17 protein-coding genes are annotated in these 14,588 nt (G+C 65.0%); all 17 read right to left on the reverse strand.

Going from position 1 to position 14,588, the window contains the following annotated elements; all coding sequences use genetic code 11:
- Positions 1 to 65: 65 nt before the first annotated feature.
- Positions 66 to 239, reverse strand: a complete 174-nt coding sequence (locus tag HMPREF1478_RS05825; protein ID WP_016461151.1) for a hypothetical protein — start codon at positions 237 to 239, stop codon at positions 66 to 68.
- Positions 240 to 281: 42 nt separating this feature from the next.
- Positions 282 to 1,184: a tetratricopeptide repeat protein gene (locus HMPREF1478_RS05830; RefSeq protein WP_016461152.1), complete on the reverse strand. Its 903-nt coding sequence runs from the start codon at positions 1,182 to 1,184 to the stop codon at positions 282 to 284.
- A 99-nt stretch (positions 1,185 to 1,283) separates the two neighbouring features.
- Positions 1,284 to 2,282 carry a hypothetical protein gene (locus HMPREF1478_RS05835; protein WP_016461153.1) on the reverse strand — a complete coding sequence of 333 codons (999 nt, stop codon included), beginning with the start codon at positions 2,280 to 2,282 and terminating at the stop codon, positions 1,284 to 1,286.
- Entirely contained in the window at positions 2,282 to 3,745 is a 1,464-nt protein-coding gene (locus tag HMPREF1478_RS05840) for a hypothetical protein (RefSeq protein ID WP_034475435.1), read from the reverse strand. Before HMPREF1478_RS05840 ends, HMPREF1478_RS05835 begins: the two co-directional genes overlap by 1 nt.
- A 152-nt stretch (positions 3,746 to 3,897) precedes the next feature.
- Positions 3,898 to 4,140 (reverse strand): Rv1322 family protein, encoded by a 243-nt coding sequence (locus HMPREF1478_RS10860; protein ID WP_082157674.1) that lies wholly within the window; start codon positions 4,138 to 4,140, stop codon positions 3,898 to 3,900.
- A gap of 50 nt (positions 4,141 to 4,190) precedes the next feature.
- On the reverse strand, positions 4,191 to 5,381 hold the full coding sequence (locus tag HMPREF1478_RS05845) for an N-acetylglucosamine-6-phosphate deacetylase (RefSeq protein WP_016461155.1): 1,191 nt from the start codon (positions 5,379 to 5,381) through the stop codon (positions 4,191 to 4,193).
- Between the two features lie 26 nt (positions 5,382 to 5,407).
- Positions 5,408 to 6,514: a DNA glycosylase AlkZ-like family protein gene (locus HMPREF1478_RS05850; RefSeq protein WP_016461156.1), complete on the reverse strand. Its 1,107-nt coding sequence runs from the start codon at positions 6,512 to 6,514 to the stop codon at positions 5,408 to 5,410.
- The gene (gene nucS, locus HMPREF1478_RS05855) at positions 6,514 to 7,206 is read right to left on the reverse strand and encodes an endonuclease NucS (protein ID WP_016461157.1); all 693 of its coding nucleotides are present in this window, start codon (positions 7,204 to 7,206) and stop codon (positions 6,514 to 6,516) included. The genes HMPREF1478_RS05850 and nucS overlap by 1 nt, the downstream gene beginning before the upstream one ends.
- A 22-nt stretch (positions 7,207 to 7,228) precedes the next feature.
- Positions 7,229 to 7,633: a DUF2550 family protein gene (locus HMPREF1478_RS05860; RefSeq protein ID WP_016461158.1), complete on the reverse strand. Its 405-nt coding sequence runs from the start codon at positions 7,631 to 7,633 to the stop codon at positions 7,229 to 7,231.
- Positions 7,634 to 7,658: 25 nt separating this feature from the next.
- The gene (locus HMPREF1478_RS05865) at positions 7,659 to 7,931 is read right to left on the reverse strand and encodes a F0F1 ATP synthase subunit epsilon (protein ID WP_016461159.1); all 273 of its coding nucleotides are present in this window, start codon (positions 7,929 to 7,931) and stop codon (positions 7,659 to 7,661) included.
- A complete protein-coding gene (atpD, locus tag HMPREF1478_RS05870) occupies positions 7,931 to 9,379 on the reverse strand; it encodes a F0F1 ATP synthase subunit beta (protein WP_016461160.1) in 1,449 nt (482 codons plus the stop codon). Before atpD ends, HMPREF1478_RS05865 begins: the two co-directional genes overlap by 1 nt.
- A 25-nt stretch (positions 9,380 to 9,404) precedes the next feature.
- A complete protein-coding gene (locus HMPREF1478_RS05875) occupies positions 9,405 to 10,334 on the reverse strand; it encodes a F0F1 ATP synthase subunit gamma (RefSeq protein WP_016461161.1) in 930 nt (309 codons plus the stop codon).
- Between the two features lie 3 nt (positions 10,335 to 10,337).
- Positions 10,338 to 11,975, reverse strand: coding sequence for a F0F1 ATP synthase subunit alpha (gene atpA, locus HMPREF1478_RS05880; protein WP_016461162.1), 1,638 nt, complete (start codon positions 11,973 to 11,975; stop codon positions 10,338 to 10,340).
- Between the two features lie 46 nt (positions 11,976 to 12,021).
- Positions 12,022 to 12,840 carry a F0F1 ATP synthase subunit delta gene (locus HMPREF1478_RS05885; protein WP_016461163.1) on the reverse strand — a complete coding sequence of 273 codons (819 nt, stop codon included), beginning with the start codon at positions 12,838 to 12,840 and terminating at the stop codon, positions 12,022 to 12,024.
- Entirely contained in the window at positions 12,837 to 13,397 is a 561-nt protein-coding gene (atpF, locus tag HMPREF1478_RS05890; protein ID WP_021610561.1) for a F0F1 ATP synthase subunit B, read from the reverse strand. Before atpF ends, HMPREF1478_RS05885 begins: the two co-directional genes overlap by 4 nt.
- A 5-nt stretch (positions 13,398 to 13,402) precedes the next feature.
- A complete protein-coding gene (gene atpE, locus HMPREF1478_RS05895) occupies positions 13,403 to 13,612 on the reverse strand; it encodes an ATP synthase F0 subunit C (RefSeq protein ID WP_009648812.1) in 210 nt (69 codons plus the stop codon).
- Positions 13,613 to 13,653: 41 nt separating this feature from the next.
- Positions 13,654 to 14,526 carry a F0F1 ATP synthase subunit A gene (gene atpB, locus HMPREF1478_RS05900; protein WP_016461165.1) on the reverse strand — a complete coding sequence of 291 codons (873 nt, stop codon included), beginning with the start codon at positions 14,524 to 14,526 and terminating at the stop codon, positions 13,654 to 13,656.
- Positions 14,527 to 14,588: the final 62 nt, after the last annotated feature.

Below are 14,588 nucleotides of genomic sequence, written 5' to 3' on the forward strand. Positions count from 1 at the left end.
TGCTCCGGCCTCCTCGTTGCCTAGCCGTTGCGGCTGCGGCGCGCGACGGTGTACGCGGGCGATCCTTAGAAGCCCGCCCTTCCCCGGTCGATCTGCCCCTGCAGCTTGATCAGTTCGCGCCTAGCCACCGGGTCGGACTCCCGGTCAATCTTCTTCGTCAGTTCGTTGTGCGTGGAATGCCATCCGTACCACACGACGACGCAGACGAACACGAGAGCGACGATGATCCATGCAGCCATGACGACGGCCCCTTTCCGCAACTGTGCGTTGGCACAACGGTATCACATGAGGAGCATCGCCAGGCGCGTACGTGCCTTGGAAACCTCGGGCGTCGATCCAGCGACACGGAAGAGGTCCAGCAGACGCAGGCGCAGTGCGTCGCGCTCCTCGGCATCCGTGGAGGCGGCCAGCAGGTCGAGCAGCACGTCAAAGGCACCGGCAGCGTCGCCCGCGGCGAACAGCGCATCCGCGCGCGCCGCAGGGTCGGTGGTGTCGGCTGTGGCACTGCGGGCGGCCAGGCGCACGCGCGACAGGTGAGACTTCGCGTCCTCGTCGCGCGGATTCAGCTCGATGACTTTCTCCCAACCCGCGATGGCCTCGTCGAGGTTGCCGGCGGCCTCGGCGGCCAGCGGGGCCTCGTGCTCGGGCGGAGTCGGAGCGACCGTATCTTCGGCGGCCACGGCGATGCGCGCCGTGATGCCCATCTGCGTCGCAGCCTCGAGGATCTGCGAAATAACGGGGAGCACCTGTTCCTTCGCTGCGCCGCCCTGGAACAGGGGAACGGGACGCCCACCCACGAGAGCGACCACCGTGGGCACGCCCTGAATCTGGAAGGCCTGAGCGATCGCGGGAGCCTTGTCGATATCAACCTCGACCAGCTGGAACTTGCCCGCGTTCTCACGCGCGATCTCTTCGAGCATGGCCAGGGTGGGCTTGGACTCGAGCGAACGCGGGGACCACATGACCATGATGACCGGCACGGCCTGCGAGGTGGACATGACGTCCTGGAAATTTTCCTCGTCCGTGGTGGTGATGAGCGGGATGTGCAGGCCCTCCCCCGCTGCCGGAGCGCTCTCCTGAGCGGCGCCAGGAGTGCTCTGGCGAGCCGAGAGGTCGACGGCTCCGTGCGAGTCTGCGGGCATGGGCGTCGCCTCGGACGTGGGACGGGGGTCAGGCGTGGTCATGATGGTCCTCTTCGTGGCTGAAGTGTTTCTATCAACGATGATATGCGTCGTCCCCGCGACTCAAAGACACGGGGACGACATGTGCGCTGTGGGTGAAAATCAGCCCGGGCTGGAGGAAGGATCCAGCGCCACGGACACGATCGTGTACTCGCCGCCGACAACCTGGGGGGTTCCACCGGCAGTCTTCGAAGGGATGCGCATGAGGACGGTCGCCAGGTAATCCGCCGTCGCCGTCCCCTCCACCGTCGTGCCGCCAGGGCTCATCGTCGCGGTCTTTCCACCCAGGTTCATCGTCGCGCCTGCGACGGTGCGCTGGTAGGTCAGGGTGTACTTGAAGTTGGCGGCGACGAGAGCCGAACCATCCTGCAGCACGAGTCCCGAAATCGGGTAGTCCGTCGCGGTCGCCGCGGCAGTCACGGAGCCTGCGGCGCTCACCGACGAGTTCAGGTCGCTGATGCCCGTCAAGTAGGTCTTCGTGAAGTCGTCCGCGGGGAACTGCGACGTATCCTGGCTGCCCGAGTTGAGCATCGTAATGTACTGCGACAGAGCGGCCTGCGGACTCACGACGAATCCCTCGGAGTCGCCGGTCACGTAAGCCGAGCCAGTGCCCACGGGCGGCAGCGTCAGCTGGGTGCCGCCGAGCAGTCGCGCGTAGTTCGTCAGCTGGTAGTCCGAGCGCGCCGAGTCCTGCACGTACACCTGCAGGACAGGCAGTGCCGTCGTGGAGGACGCGGAGATATTAAAGATCGCGCGCGGCCACGAATCGGAGTTCGTGATCGCCAGGGACGCCGGGGTAAAGTCCAGGGCCTGCGGGGCCTGGCCCGAGGCCGTGGCCAGCGCGTACTGAGCGGTGCGATAGGCCAGCGCCCCCTGGGAAACGCGGCCCGACAGATCCTGTGCGTTCAGCGACGCGTCTGCGGTCGTCATGGCGCTGCCCGTCGCGTCGAGGACGGAGGAGATGCGCTCGAGATCCAGGTTCGCGGCGCTCTGCGTCTCCTCGCCCGACTGGGCGACGATCTCGTTGGAGCATGCGCTCAGCCCGAGCGTCGATGCCATCAGGAGGGCGGCGGTCGCTACCGCTGCGGTCCGTCTCTTCATCACTTGCCTTCCTCGCGGTCTTTGAGCCAACCGGACATGATCGAGGTCCAGCCGCCGGTCTTCGACGCATCGTCATCAGGTGCCGAGGTCGGAGCGGCAGGTTCGGCCGTGCGAGGACGCGTGACCGGAATCAGACCCGTGTTGAATTCCTGGCCGTCAACGACGACCGTCTGCTCACCGTTGTTGCGGGCCTCGCGCAGCGCGCGACGCGAGGGAAGCGTGCGACCGCCACGAATACCGGACAGGTCGATGACGCCGGTATCGGTCGTGGCGCGCTCGGGCGGATCCTGATCGATCGGCCCATTGTCGAGGCCGTGGCGTCCGCGACGCTCGAAGGTGTCCGTGAGCGGGTCGGGAACGTACTCGTCCTGAGGCGCCGACTCGGCTGCGGGCTTGCCGGAGTTATCTTCGACGGCAGGCACACTCTCTTCGGCGGCACTGGTGGCGTCCTGAGCGCGCTCGTCAACGAGGGGCGTCTCCTGCGAGGGCTGCTCTTCGACCGGGGTATCACCTGCGGGTTCCTCGCCAGCCGGCGTGTAGGCGGCCGCACCCCACTGCGCCTTCTCTTCGGCCTGCTTCTCATCGGGAGCGGAACCAGCTAAATCCTTCGAGGAATCGGCCTCATTGACGGCCTCGGCGTCCTTGACGGGTGCCTGGACGGGCGCAGGTGCCGGGGACGAGTCACGGGCGGCGGCGATACGCTCCGCGACAGCCGCGGAGTTAATCGACGAGGTCTCCAGGGAATCCGCCTTACGGCGCTCTTCGATACGGGCCTCGCGGATCTTACGCAGACGCAGGAGCTGCCAGCGCGTGAGGAACAGCGCGAGAGCGATCAGCGCGAAGACGCAGGCAGCAAGGAAAGCGATGATCGCCAGGGTGTTGGTCTGTTCGACCTTCCACGTCAGGGTCAGCGTGAGGTCACCCGGACCGGCCGCGGAGGCAGCCAGGGCGGAACGACCTGACGGAACGTTCTCCAGATCCAGGCTGACGGTCCCCTGACCGCTGGCCTGCTTGAACCACATATCGGACGAGGCCAGCTGCGCCACCAGGTCGGCGGAAGTCGGATCGGCGAGGGGCTGGGCACCCGACTGGACACCGGACTGCGCGCCCGACTGGGCGGGTGTGGAAGGAGCTGCGGGGGCAGTTTGACCAGAGGCGACCGCAGCGTGAGACTCAGCCTTGAGCTTCGTGCGATCCGACTCGACACCGATGACCTCGGTGTAGGCCGCATCGCCGATCCAGCCCTTCACATCCTGCGTCGTGCCAATGCTCAGAGTCACGGGGGCGCCGGACTTCGACGTCGCGGTGACCGTCACGTCGTCCTTCACGATCGACAGCACGTTGCCGCGGGTCATGATCAGATCCGTCGGAGATTCGACGGACGACACCTGATGCGTCGGCGGCCGCAGCACGGTCACGCCGAGCAGCCCGACGAGCACGCATACAAGAGCGACAACGCCCATTGACGATGCCGCCATGTATCGCTTAAAGAGTTCCACGGTTGCTCCTCACGTCCAATGCCCACACTGCGGGCATTCTTCAGTCCCCACTTTACGTGCTCACCGCGGGCATGGCCGAATCCGCACCCCGGGCAGTGATACATCACATCCGCACGTCACAGCGGTCGCAGGCCACGACGCCAACACTCCGAGTGCCAGTGACGGCGACCATCAACACCCTGAGGGAGGCCAAAAGGTGCCTCTTCAGGCCACGCAACGATATGGGCGCTGCCCTGCGGAATCGGACGCAGGCAAGCCGGGCAGGTATATTCCTTGGCCGCGCTGGGAAGACGACGCACCTGATAGTCCAGCCCGTCCGGTCCTCGCTCCGTACGCGGCACGGAGGCGAGGCGGTCCATCTGCAATGGACGCGCCTCGCCCCACGGTCGTTTCTTGCTTCGTTTGCCTCTCACGCAACCACAGTGCCACGTCGCCAGACGCGGCGCACGGCGAGGTCGCCATCGACCTCGACGATGTCAGCCTTCTTCCCAGGCGCGAGTGAACCAATCGTATCGTCGCCCAGGATCGTGGCGCCCTGCACGGAGGCCATGTACACGGCGTCGACAAGCGGGATCCCGCCCTTGGTGACGGCAACGCGCACGCAGTCCATCAGGTGGGCCGTTCCACCGGCGATGGCATTGCCCTGAGCCAGGCGGGCAACTCCATCCTTGACGATGACGTCCTGGGGGCCGAGCGTGTACTCGCCGTCGGCCATTCCAGCGGCTGCCATCGCGTCGGTAATGAGGACGACGTGCTCGCGGCCGACCAGCTCGTACACGTCACGCACGAGCGTGGGATCGACGTGGATGGAGTCGCAGATCAGCTCGGCGACGGCGCCGCCGCGCGCAGCGTCCGAGAGGAATTCGGCGATCGGGCCGGTGTCGCGGTGGTGCAGCGGGCGCATGCCGTTGAACAGGTGCGTGATCGTCGCACGGGGACCTCGCTTGGTCTCCGTCTGCGCGAAATGCTCACGCGAGTAGGCCAGAGCCTCGCGCGCCTTCACCGAGTTGGAATCCGTGTGGCCCCAGGAAGGTACCGCTCCCCCATCGATAAGGGCCTCGGCAACCGATCCGGGACCGTAGGCATTGGGCTTCTCAGGGGCCAGCGTCATCGACAGCGCGTAGCCCTGGCAGTCCTCGATGAGGGTGCGCGTCAGGTCCGCGTCGGGATCAACGATGTAGGTCGGGTCCTGAGCACCGCAGCGCTCATGAGAAACAAACGGCCCCTCAAAGTGAATGCCAGCGAGCTCGTCAGCCTTGGCCAGCTCAGCCAGGGTCTTTGCGCGCGCTCGCAGTACCTCAGCGGAAGCGGTTACGCAGGACGCAACGAGCGAGGTCGTCCCATGACGACGATGCTCGAGGACTGCCACGAGGGCTGCCTCAGCGGTCTCCGCGTTGGGGAAGGACTCTCCACCGCCACCGTGGCAGTGAACATCGACGAGGCCGGGAAGGTAGGTCGAATCACTGGCCTCGGGCACCTCGCCCTCATAGTCGGAAACGGGACACACACGGGTAATAGTCGCGCCGTCGAACTCGATGATTCCGTCCTCAACGACGGTATCCTCCAGAACAAGGCGGCCACGCAGCACAGAAATAGTCATACACACATTGTGGCACACATGACACTTTAGCGCTGTGTCTCAGACAACCATTTCTCCCAGTCGCCGAACGCCCGTCGCGCCGATTCCTCATAGGTCCCGCAGCCGTCGACGCTCACAACCTGGCTGCCGGGGGCGCGCACGGCAACCACGCGTCCACCTGCAACCGCAATCGGACGAAACATCCCGTTCTTCGCCGGGCAGATCAAAGCCTCGCCCGCCTGGTCCGTCAGACAGGAACGGTCCTTATAGCCGACATGCAACTCGTCAAATGAGGGCAGCGCAAGCATCGCCTCGGCCTCGTCTCTGGCAGCTTCCACGAGGTCAGCAAGGTCAGCGCGAGCCAGGCCACCTTCAAACTCCGCGATGGGCAAGCCGATGCTGCTCCCCGCCTCGCGTGCCCCGGCCATCGCCCGACGCGCCTGTGTGAGAGTCAACCCGGTCCACCTGGCCAGGTCCGCCTCGTCAATAGGACCGTGCCCCCAGGCGTAACGCGCGGCCAAAACCGCGAGGGCTTCGTCATGTCCGCTTTCACCCTGCGCGACGCCCGGTGCACCAGGCAGCCCTCGCGCATCAACCATGAGATGCTCCCCCGCGCGCAGAGGACCTGCGGCGAGCGCCCCGTCCAGGTGCAGGCGCATGACGAGATGGCGGCGCCGCAGACCCGCCTGTGAGGACGACGCCGTCACAGTGTCGATGCCGCTGTTCTCCCACGCCTCGACGAGCTCAACGCGGCTCACTCCCCCGGGCGAGGTCTCCAGCAGGTCACACGCAACCTGAGCCGCGCGCTCGACGATCGCATCCGACAGGCCCAGAGAAGACGCCTGGCGTTCCCACGCTGCACGCCGATGGCGCAGCAGGCGCCGCAGCCAGTGGTGGTCGCGCCCGCTCGTCACGTGCACCGTCCCGCGCATCGGCCACGACCGAACGAGGGCACCCGAGTCGAACGCGGCGCTGATCTGCGCCCGTGGCACGCCCACGCAGCGCACGCCGATCGCCCACGGGATCGCGCTCGCCTGCTGGCCTTGCAGCGCCAGCAGATTCTCCACGGCATCCAGCGGCGAGCGCGCCGCGGTCGCTGAGACGAGACCCTGGGCGACAATTCGCCCAAGGCTCGCGCGCCTGGACAACGTCATCAGAACAGGCGAGACTCGGGGTCATCCACCCCGCGCATCGCGTCGTAGTCGAGGACCACGCAGCGAATCCCACGGTCCTGCGCCAGGGTGCGCGCCTGCTTCGTGATCTCCTGGGCTGCGAAAATACCGGTCACATCGCCGAGGAGCGCATCGCGCCCCAGCAGCGACAGGTAGCGCGTGAGCTGTTCGACACCGTCGATACCACCGCGGCGCTTGACCTCGATCGCGACGTGGTTGCCATCCGCGTCGCGCACCATCAGGTCCACCGGGCCCACGGGGGTCGGAAACTCGCGGCGCACCAGCTCCCAACCCTCGCCAAGAATCTGGGGCACCTGCTGGGCGAGAAGCTCCTGCAGGTGCGCCTCCACACCGTCTTTGACGAGGCCGGGGTCGACGCCCAGGTCCTCGGTCACGTCCGCGATAATCTCGTGGATACGAATGATGAGCTTGTCATCGGTCTTATCGGCCTGAACCGTCCAGACCTGCTCGACGCCTTCTTCGTCGTCACCGGGCTCGCCCATGGAGACCGTACACGGCGCTGTCATCCAGTTCAGCGGCTTGTATGAGCCGCCCTCAGAGTGGATGAGCACCGACCCGTCACCCTTGAGCATGATGACGCGCTTGGCCGGATCCAGGTGGGCGCTCAGCCGACCGGAGTAATCAACGGTGCAGGAAGCAATAACAATACGCACCCCGCGAGCTTACCAACCTTGCTCACACGAGGCGCGGAGGACCGGACTCCACCCAGGAGACCAATCCGTTATATGTCAGGCGTTCCACGGCAACCTCGTAACGATGCTCACCATACGCCAGGCGCACCTCGACCACTGAACCGTCAGCCGAGTGCGCAATCGGAGCCGAGACCTCCATGCCCCGACGCGGGATCGAATAGACCGGCTTGAAGCTCAGTCCCACGAGGCGATACCAGGACAGTTCCTCGACGCCATACACGCCGATACCAGCCGTCCACCCCGCATGTACGTCCGGACGCGACCAACACCGAAACGCCCCCAAACGCGAAACGATCCTGCGGGCGCGCACATTCATGTACGCCCACAGGATCGCCCCGACACACGCGAGGAGAACCACACACCAGATCACGATCATCATCAGGCTCATGAGGTCCTCCTCGCGTAGCGTCGAATTACTGTTCTGCCACTGTAGCGTGATCAGCCACGACCGTGACGAAATCCGAGTCGACTGAGGCGAATCCCCCACTGACCTCGAAAGACATGACCTCGGACGTGCACGACACCGTCACGGTACCCTCGCCCATCTGGGCGAGCAGCGGCTGGCGGCCGGGCAGAACGCCCAGGCTTCCATCCACCGTCGGCACCTGAACGGAGAGCGCCGCACCGTGCCACAGTCGTCCCTCGTGGGAGACGACCTCGACCTGCAAGGACTTACCCGATGCCATCAGGCTTCCTTGGCCAGCTCGTGAGCATTACGCTCCAGGTCGTCGATGCCACCGCAGTTGTAGAAGGCCTGCTCCGGAACATCGTCGTAGTGGCCTTCGGCAATGCGCTTGAACGCCTCGATGGTCTCCGACAGCGGCACGGTCGAACCGGGCACGCCCGTGAACTTCTCAGCCATGTACATGTTCTGCGAGAGGAACTGCTCGATGCGGCGCGCACGCGCGACCGTCACCTTGTCGTCCTCGCTCAGCTCGTCGACACCGAGGATGGCGATGATGTCCTGCAGCTCCTTGTTCTTCTGCAGGATCGCCTTGACGTGCGTCGCGACGTCGTAGTGCTCGCGACCCACGAGGGCCGGGTCGAGGATACGCGAGGTCGAGGCCAGCGGATCCACGGCGGGGTAAATACCCTTGGCCGCGATCTCACGGGAAAGCTCGGTCGTCGCGTCCAGGTGAGCGAAGGTCGTCGCCGGAGCCGGGTCGGTGTAGTCGTCGGCGGGAACGTAGATCGCCTGCAGCGAGGTGATCGAGTGGCCGCCAGCCGACGTAATGCGCTCCTGAAGCAGACCCATCTCATCAGCCAGGTTGGGCTGGTAGCCCACGGCGGAGGGCATGCGGCCCAGCAGCGTGGAGACCTCGGAACCCGCCTGGGTGAAGCGGAAGATGTTGTCGATGAACAGCAGGACGTCCTGGTGCTGAACATCGCGGAAGTACTCCGCCATGGTCAGGCCCGTCAGGGCGATGCGCAGACGCGTGCCCGGCGGCTCGTCCATCTGGCCGAAGACGAGGGCGGTCTTATCAAAGACGCCTGCCTCTTCCATTTCGCCGATCAGGTCGTTGCCTTCACGGGTACGTTCGCCGACGCCGGCGAACACGGAGACGCCGCCGTGGTCCTGAGCCACGCGCTGAATCATCTCCTGGATGAGGACGGTCTTGCCGACGCCCGCACCGCCGAAGAGGCCGATCTTGCCGCCCTGCACGTAGGGGGTCAGCAGGTCGATGACCTTGATGCCGGTCTCGAACATCTTGGTGCGCGCCTCGAGCTGATCGAAGGCCGGGGGCTGGCGGTGGATCGGCCAACGCTCCTTGATGTCAAGGGTCTCGCCCTCTGCGAGGTTGAGGACGTCGCCGGTCACGTTGAACACGTGGCCCTTGGTGACGTCACCGACAGGGACGGAGATGGGTGCACCGGTGTCCGTAACGGGCGCGCCACGAACGAGGCCGTCGGTCGGCTTCAGCGCGATCGTACGCACGAGGTTATCGCCCAGGTGCTGGGCAACCTCAAGTGTCATCGTGAAGGTCGACTCACCCTCACCCTGACCGGCAAGGTTCACCTCGACGGTCAGTGCGTTGTACAGCGGCGGGATGCGGTCCGGGGGAAACTCAACGTCGACGACAGGGCCGACGACGCGGGCGACGCGTCCCTCGGCAATTGCTTGGGTATCAGTCATAGTGTTACTCCGTGTCTCGAAGGGCTTAGCTCGCGCCCAGAGCGTCGGCCCCGCCCACGATTTCGGTAATTTCCTGGGTGATTTCCGCCTGGCGGGCCGAGTTCGCCAGACGCGTGTACTTGGTGATGAGTTCCTGCGCGTTGTCCGTCGCCGTATGCATGGCGCGTTGACGCGATGCGAGCTCGGACGCTGCGGACTGGAGCAGCACGTTGTGGATGCGCGCCTCCACGTAAAGAGGCAGGAGCGTATCGAGCACGGCTTGGGCCGACGGAATGAACTCGTACTCGGGCTGAGCCGATGCCGGGTCGTCCGCGAAGCCGCGCTCGGTCGTGCGTTCCTCGTCCGATTCGGGGGCATCCACAACCGTCAGCGGGAGCATCTGGCGCACTTCGGGCACCTGGCTCATGACCGTCTTGAAACGCGTGTAGACGAGGTGCAGCGCACCGACGCCCGTGTCAGGATCGGGGTCCATGAAGCGCTCAAGCAGCACCTGCGCCATCTCGCGTGCAGTGTCGGGAGAGGGCGAGTCAGACTCACCTTCCCACTCCCGCTCAATGGTGACACCGCGGAAGCGGAAGTACGCCGACGCCCTGCGTCCAAAGGTATAGAGAACGGGCTCGTAGCCATCCTCACGCAGGTCCGTGATCAGCTTCTCCGACTCGCGCAGGATGGTTGCTGAGTAGGCTCCGGCCATACCGCGATCCGATGCCACAACCAGGACGGCGACACGACTCGTGTCCTGACGTTCCTCGGTCAGCGGGTGGTCGAGATCCGTGTGGACCGCGACCGCCGCGACCGCCTGGGTCAGGGCCTTCTCGTAGGGCCCCGCCTCAGTGGCAGCGCGCCGCGCCGCGCCGATGCGAGACGCAGCAATCATCTCCATGGCGCGGAAGACCTTCGCGAGCGTCGTCGTCGAGGCGATACGCTGCTTGTAGATCCTCTGCTGTCCGCCCATCGCTTAGGCCTTCTCGTTCGTGCGACCGCGCGAGATCTCCTCGCGGGTACGCTCAGCCACGACCTCGCCATCCTCCAGGTCTGCGGCACCACGCCCGGCGCTGATCCACTGGTGATGGAACTCCTCGACGGCGTTCTTGAGCGCTTCCTCCGTCTCGGAGGTCAGGTCGCCGGTCGCCGCGATCGTGTCGAGCACGGTCGAGTTCGCGTGCAGGTGGTCGAGCAGGCCGCGCTCGAAGCGCAGGACGTCCTCGACCTCGATGTCATCAAGGTAGCCCTTGGTGCCCATCCAAATCGACGCAACCTGATCCTCCATCGCGTACGGGGTGGACTGAGGCTGCTTGAGCAGCTCCATCAGGCGTTCACCGCGCGTCAGCTGACGGCGCGTCGCCGCATCCAGGTCGGAGGCGAACATCGCGAAGGCGGCCATGGAACGGTACTGCGCGAGCGTCAGCTTGAGCGTACCGGCGACCTTCTTCATCGCCTTGGGCTGGGCGGCACCACCGACACGGGACACGGAGATACCCACGTCGACGGCAGGACGCTGGTTCGAGTTGAACAGGTCGGACTGCAGGAAGATCTGACCGTCGGTGATCGAAATGACGTTCGTCGGAATGTAGGCCGACACGTCGTTTGCCTTGGTCTCGATGATCGGCAGGCCGGTCATCGAACCGCCACCCAGGGCGTCGGAGAGCTTTGCACAACGCTCGAGCAGACGCGAGTGCAAGTAGAAGACGTCGCCGGGGTAGGCTTCGCGGCCCGGCGGGCGACGCAGCAGCAGCGACACCGCACGGTAGGCCTCGGCCTGCTTGGACAGATCGTCGAAGACGATGAGGACGTGCTTGCCCTGGTACATCCAGTGCTGGCCGATGGCGGAGCCCGTGTAGGGAGCCATGTACTTGTAGCCTGCGGGATCCGAGGCCGGTGAGGCGACGATGGTCGTGTACTCCATGGCACCGGCATCCTCCAGCGTGGAACGCACGGAGGCGATGGTCGAACCCTTCTGGCCGATCGCCACGTAGATGCAGCGCACCTGCTTATTCGGGTCGCCGCTCTTCCAGTTGTCGCGCTGGTTGAGGATCGTGTCGAGCGCGATCGCCGTCTTACCGGTCTTGCGGTCGCCAATGATCAGCTGACGCTGGCCGCGGCCAACCGGGATCATCGAGTCGATGGCCTTCAGGCCGGTAGCAAGGGGCTCGTGCACGCTCTTACGTGCCATGACGCCGGGGGCCTGCAGTTCGAGCGCGCGACGCCCATCCAGATCCGTGATATCACCGAGGCCGTCAATCGGGCGGCCGAGGGGGTCGACCGTGCGGCCGAGGTAGCCGTCACCGACGGGGACCGAGAGAACTTCGCCCGTGCGATGCACGACCTGGCCCTCTTCAATACCGCCGAAGTCACCGAGGACAACGGCACCGATCTCGCGCTGGTCGAGGTTCATGGCCAGGCCCAGCGTCCCGTCCTCGAAACGCAGCAGCTCGTTCGCCATGGTGCCGGGCAGGCCCTCGACGTGCGCGATACCATCGGCCGTTTCGATGACGTGACCCACCTCTTCGGTGGCCACGTCCGCCGGACGGTAGGACTCCATAAAGGAGTCCAGTGCTCCGCGGATTTCCTCCGGGGAGATGCTGAGGTCAGCCATGAGGATTCCTAACTAAGAAAAGAAAATTGTGTGTGTATGAGAGGTACTAACTGGTGATCGCGCTGCGCGCAGCGGCGATACGAGTGGCCAGCGAGGCGTCAATCGCGCTCATGCCCGCGCGCAGGCGGAACCCACCAATGACCTCGGGATCAATCGAGATCGCCAGGTCAACGGCAGTGCCGTAGCGCTTCGAGAGGATGGCACGCAGACGCTCAACCTGGGCGTCGCTCATCGGCGCGGCCGTAGCGACCGTGACGAAGAGTCGGTCCTGCATGGTCGCAGCCCACTGGGCGTAACGACGCAGGTTGTGGAGAAGACGACCGTGGTTCGAGCGGCCGACCGCACGGCGCAGCAGGCGCATCGTCCAGACGCTGACCCGCTGGCCGAAGAGCTTCGTGGCGATATCCCCACGCTCATGGGAGTTGCCCTTGGCCGTATCCGACAGACGAACACGCACCTCGCGGTGGTGCGCCAGGAAATAACGAACCTGGAACAGCTCCTCACGGACCTGATCGAGGGCGCCGTGGGAACCCGCCGCGTTGAGCACACCGAGAATGCCGAGCACTTCAAGCGCGTAGGCGACGTCGGCCGGATGGCGCCAGTGGTCCGCGACAACGCCGTTGACGACGGACATCGTCGCCTGCGTGACGTGGGAGCCGAACGCGTCGGACACCAGGCCCTGCTTATCTGCGACCGACCGCGCCGGGTCGGTCACTGCACGCGCGAGACGAGTGTTCTCCTTGAACAGGTCGGCCAGACCGAAAAAATCCTCGGCCACCCGCATTGCGTCGGTACCGGGTACGGCAAGCGCCGCCGCCAGGTCCTTCGCAAAGGGGACGGACTCGATCGTGCGCATCTGTGTCATCGCTTCTCCTCAACCAGCGCGGAGTCGGCCTCGAGCTCGTCAAGGAAGCGATCAACCACGCGGGAGGTCAGCGCCGTGTCGGTCAGCTGCTCACCAATGATCTTCTCTGCCAGCTCAGAGGCGAGAAGGCCCACCTCGGAGCGCAGGGAGATCTGCGCGGCCTGCTTTTCAGCGAGGATCTGACGCTGGGAGGCCTCAACGATACGGTTAGCTTCGCTGGTTGCCTCGTGACGGGCGGCGGCCACAATGGCCTTCGCTTCGTCGTTGGCGCGCTCACGGATGGTGTGCGCCTGCGCGTGCGCCTCACGAATGATCTCCTCGCGCTCGCGCGCAGCGGCGGCCTGATCGGCCTTCGCTTGCTCGGCGGCGCCGAGGCCCTCCTCAATCTTTGCAGCACGCTCGTCCATCGTCTGGTAGATGCGAGGCAGCGCGTAGCGTCCGACGAGGAGCAGGACGATAAGCAGAACGACAGCCGACCAGAAAATCTCATACAGCGGCGGCAGGATGACGGCGAGGCCGCCGACCTCCTGGTCCGCAGCGGCGACAATCTGGTGCATAGCGATCACTTAACGATGAGCGGCATAACGAAGCCGATGAGGCCGAGGGCCTCAACCATGCCGGCACCGATAATCATGTTGGTGAAGAGACGGCCAGCAACCTCGGGCTGACGGGCGGTCGCTTCCTGGTTCTTGCCGACCATGAGGCCGATACCGAGGCCGGGGCCCAGGGTGGCGAGGCCGTAGCCGATGTAGGCGAATGCTGCGGTTCCCATAGTGGTTTCCTTCTGTTAGTAACGCCGGGTGGCGTTGGGGGTCAGTGATGTTCGACGGAAAGCTTGATGTACACGGTCGACAGGATCGTGAAGATGTATGCCTGCAGGAAGGCCACGAAGACCTCGAAGCCGGTCATCACGAACATGGCGGCACCGGTCAGCGCGGAGGCGGCAGACAGGACGGAGAGTTCGTGGAGCAGAATTGCCGTCCCGAAGTAGGTCATGCCGAGCAGCAGATGTCCGGAGATCATGTTGCACAGGAGTCGCAGCGTCAGCGTGACGGGGCGAACAATGAAGTTCGACAGGAACTCGATCGGCGTGATCAGGAGGTACATCGGAACGGGCAGCCCAGGCGGGAAGAGCTGGGATGCGAAGAAGCCGCCCACTCCCTGCTTGCCGATGCCCGCACCGATGAAGGTGACGTACGTGATGAGAGCGAAGAACATCGGAACGGCGACCACCGACGAGGCGGCGATGTTGATGCCCGGGATGATGCCCGCGATGTTCATGGACAGGACACCGAACAAGAGGAAAGCGATGAAGCCGGAGAACTTGCGGCCCGTCTTCGGACCCAGCATGTCGAGGGCGACGTTGTCGCGGATGTAGCCGGCGATGGCCTCGACGGCCATCTGTCCGCGGGTCGGAACCAGCTTGGAATTGCGCGCGACGAGGACGAGAACCACGCACACGAGCAGACCCATAATGACGCGGGCAAGCGTCAGGCGGTTGAATTCAAAGAATGTTCCCTCACCGAAGATCACGGTCGGGAAGAAGTCCTCAAGAGCCGGCTGGTGAGGGTGCTGCGTGAACGCCGGGTAGGCGGTCAGGGCAATGACGATGAGGAGGATCGCGAGGCTCACCCAATACCAGCGCGGCTTAGGCGCGGTGCGGCGAGCAGGCGCGTGATCAGACACTGAATGTGCCTCCTTTTTCTCAACTCCATTGGCTTGTCTCTGCTGTCATAGCAACTTTACCC

The sequence above is a fragment of the Actinomyces sp. HPA0247 genome (genome assembly GCA_000411415.1).
GTDB lineage: Bacteria > Actinomycetota > Actinomycetes > Actinomycetales > Actinomycetaceae > Pauljensenia.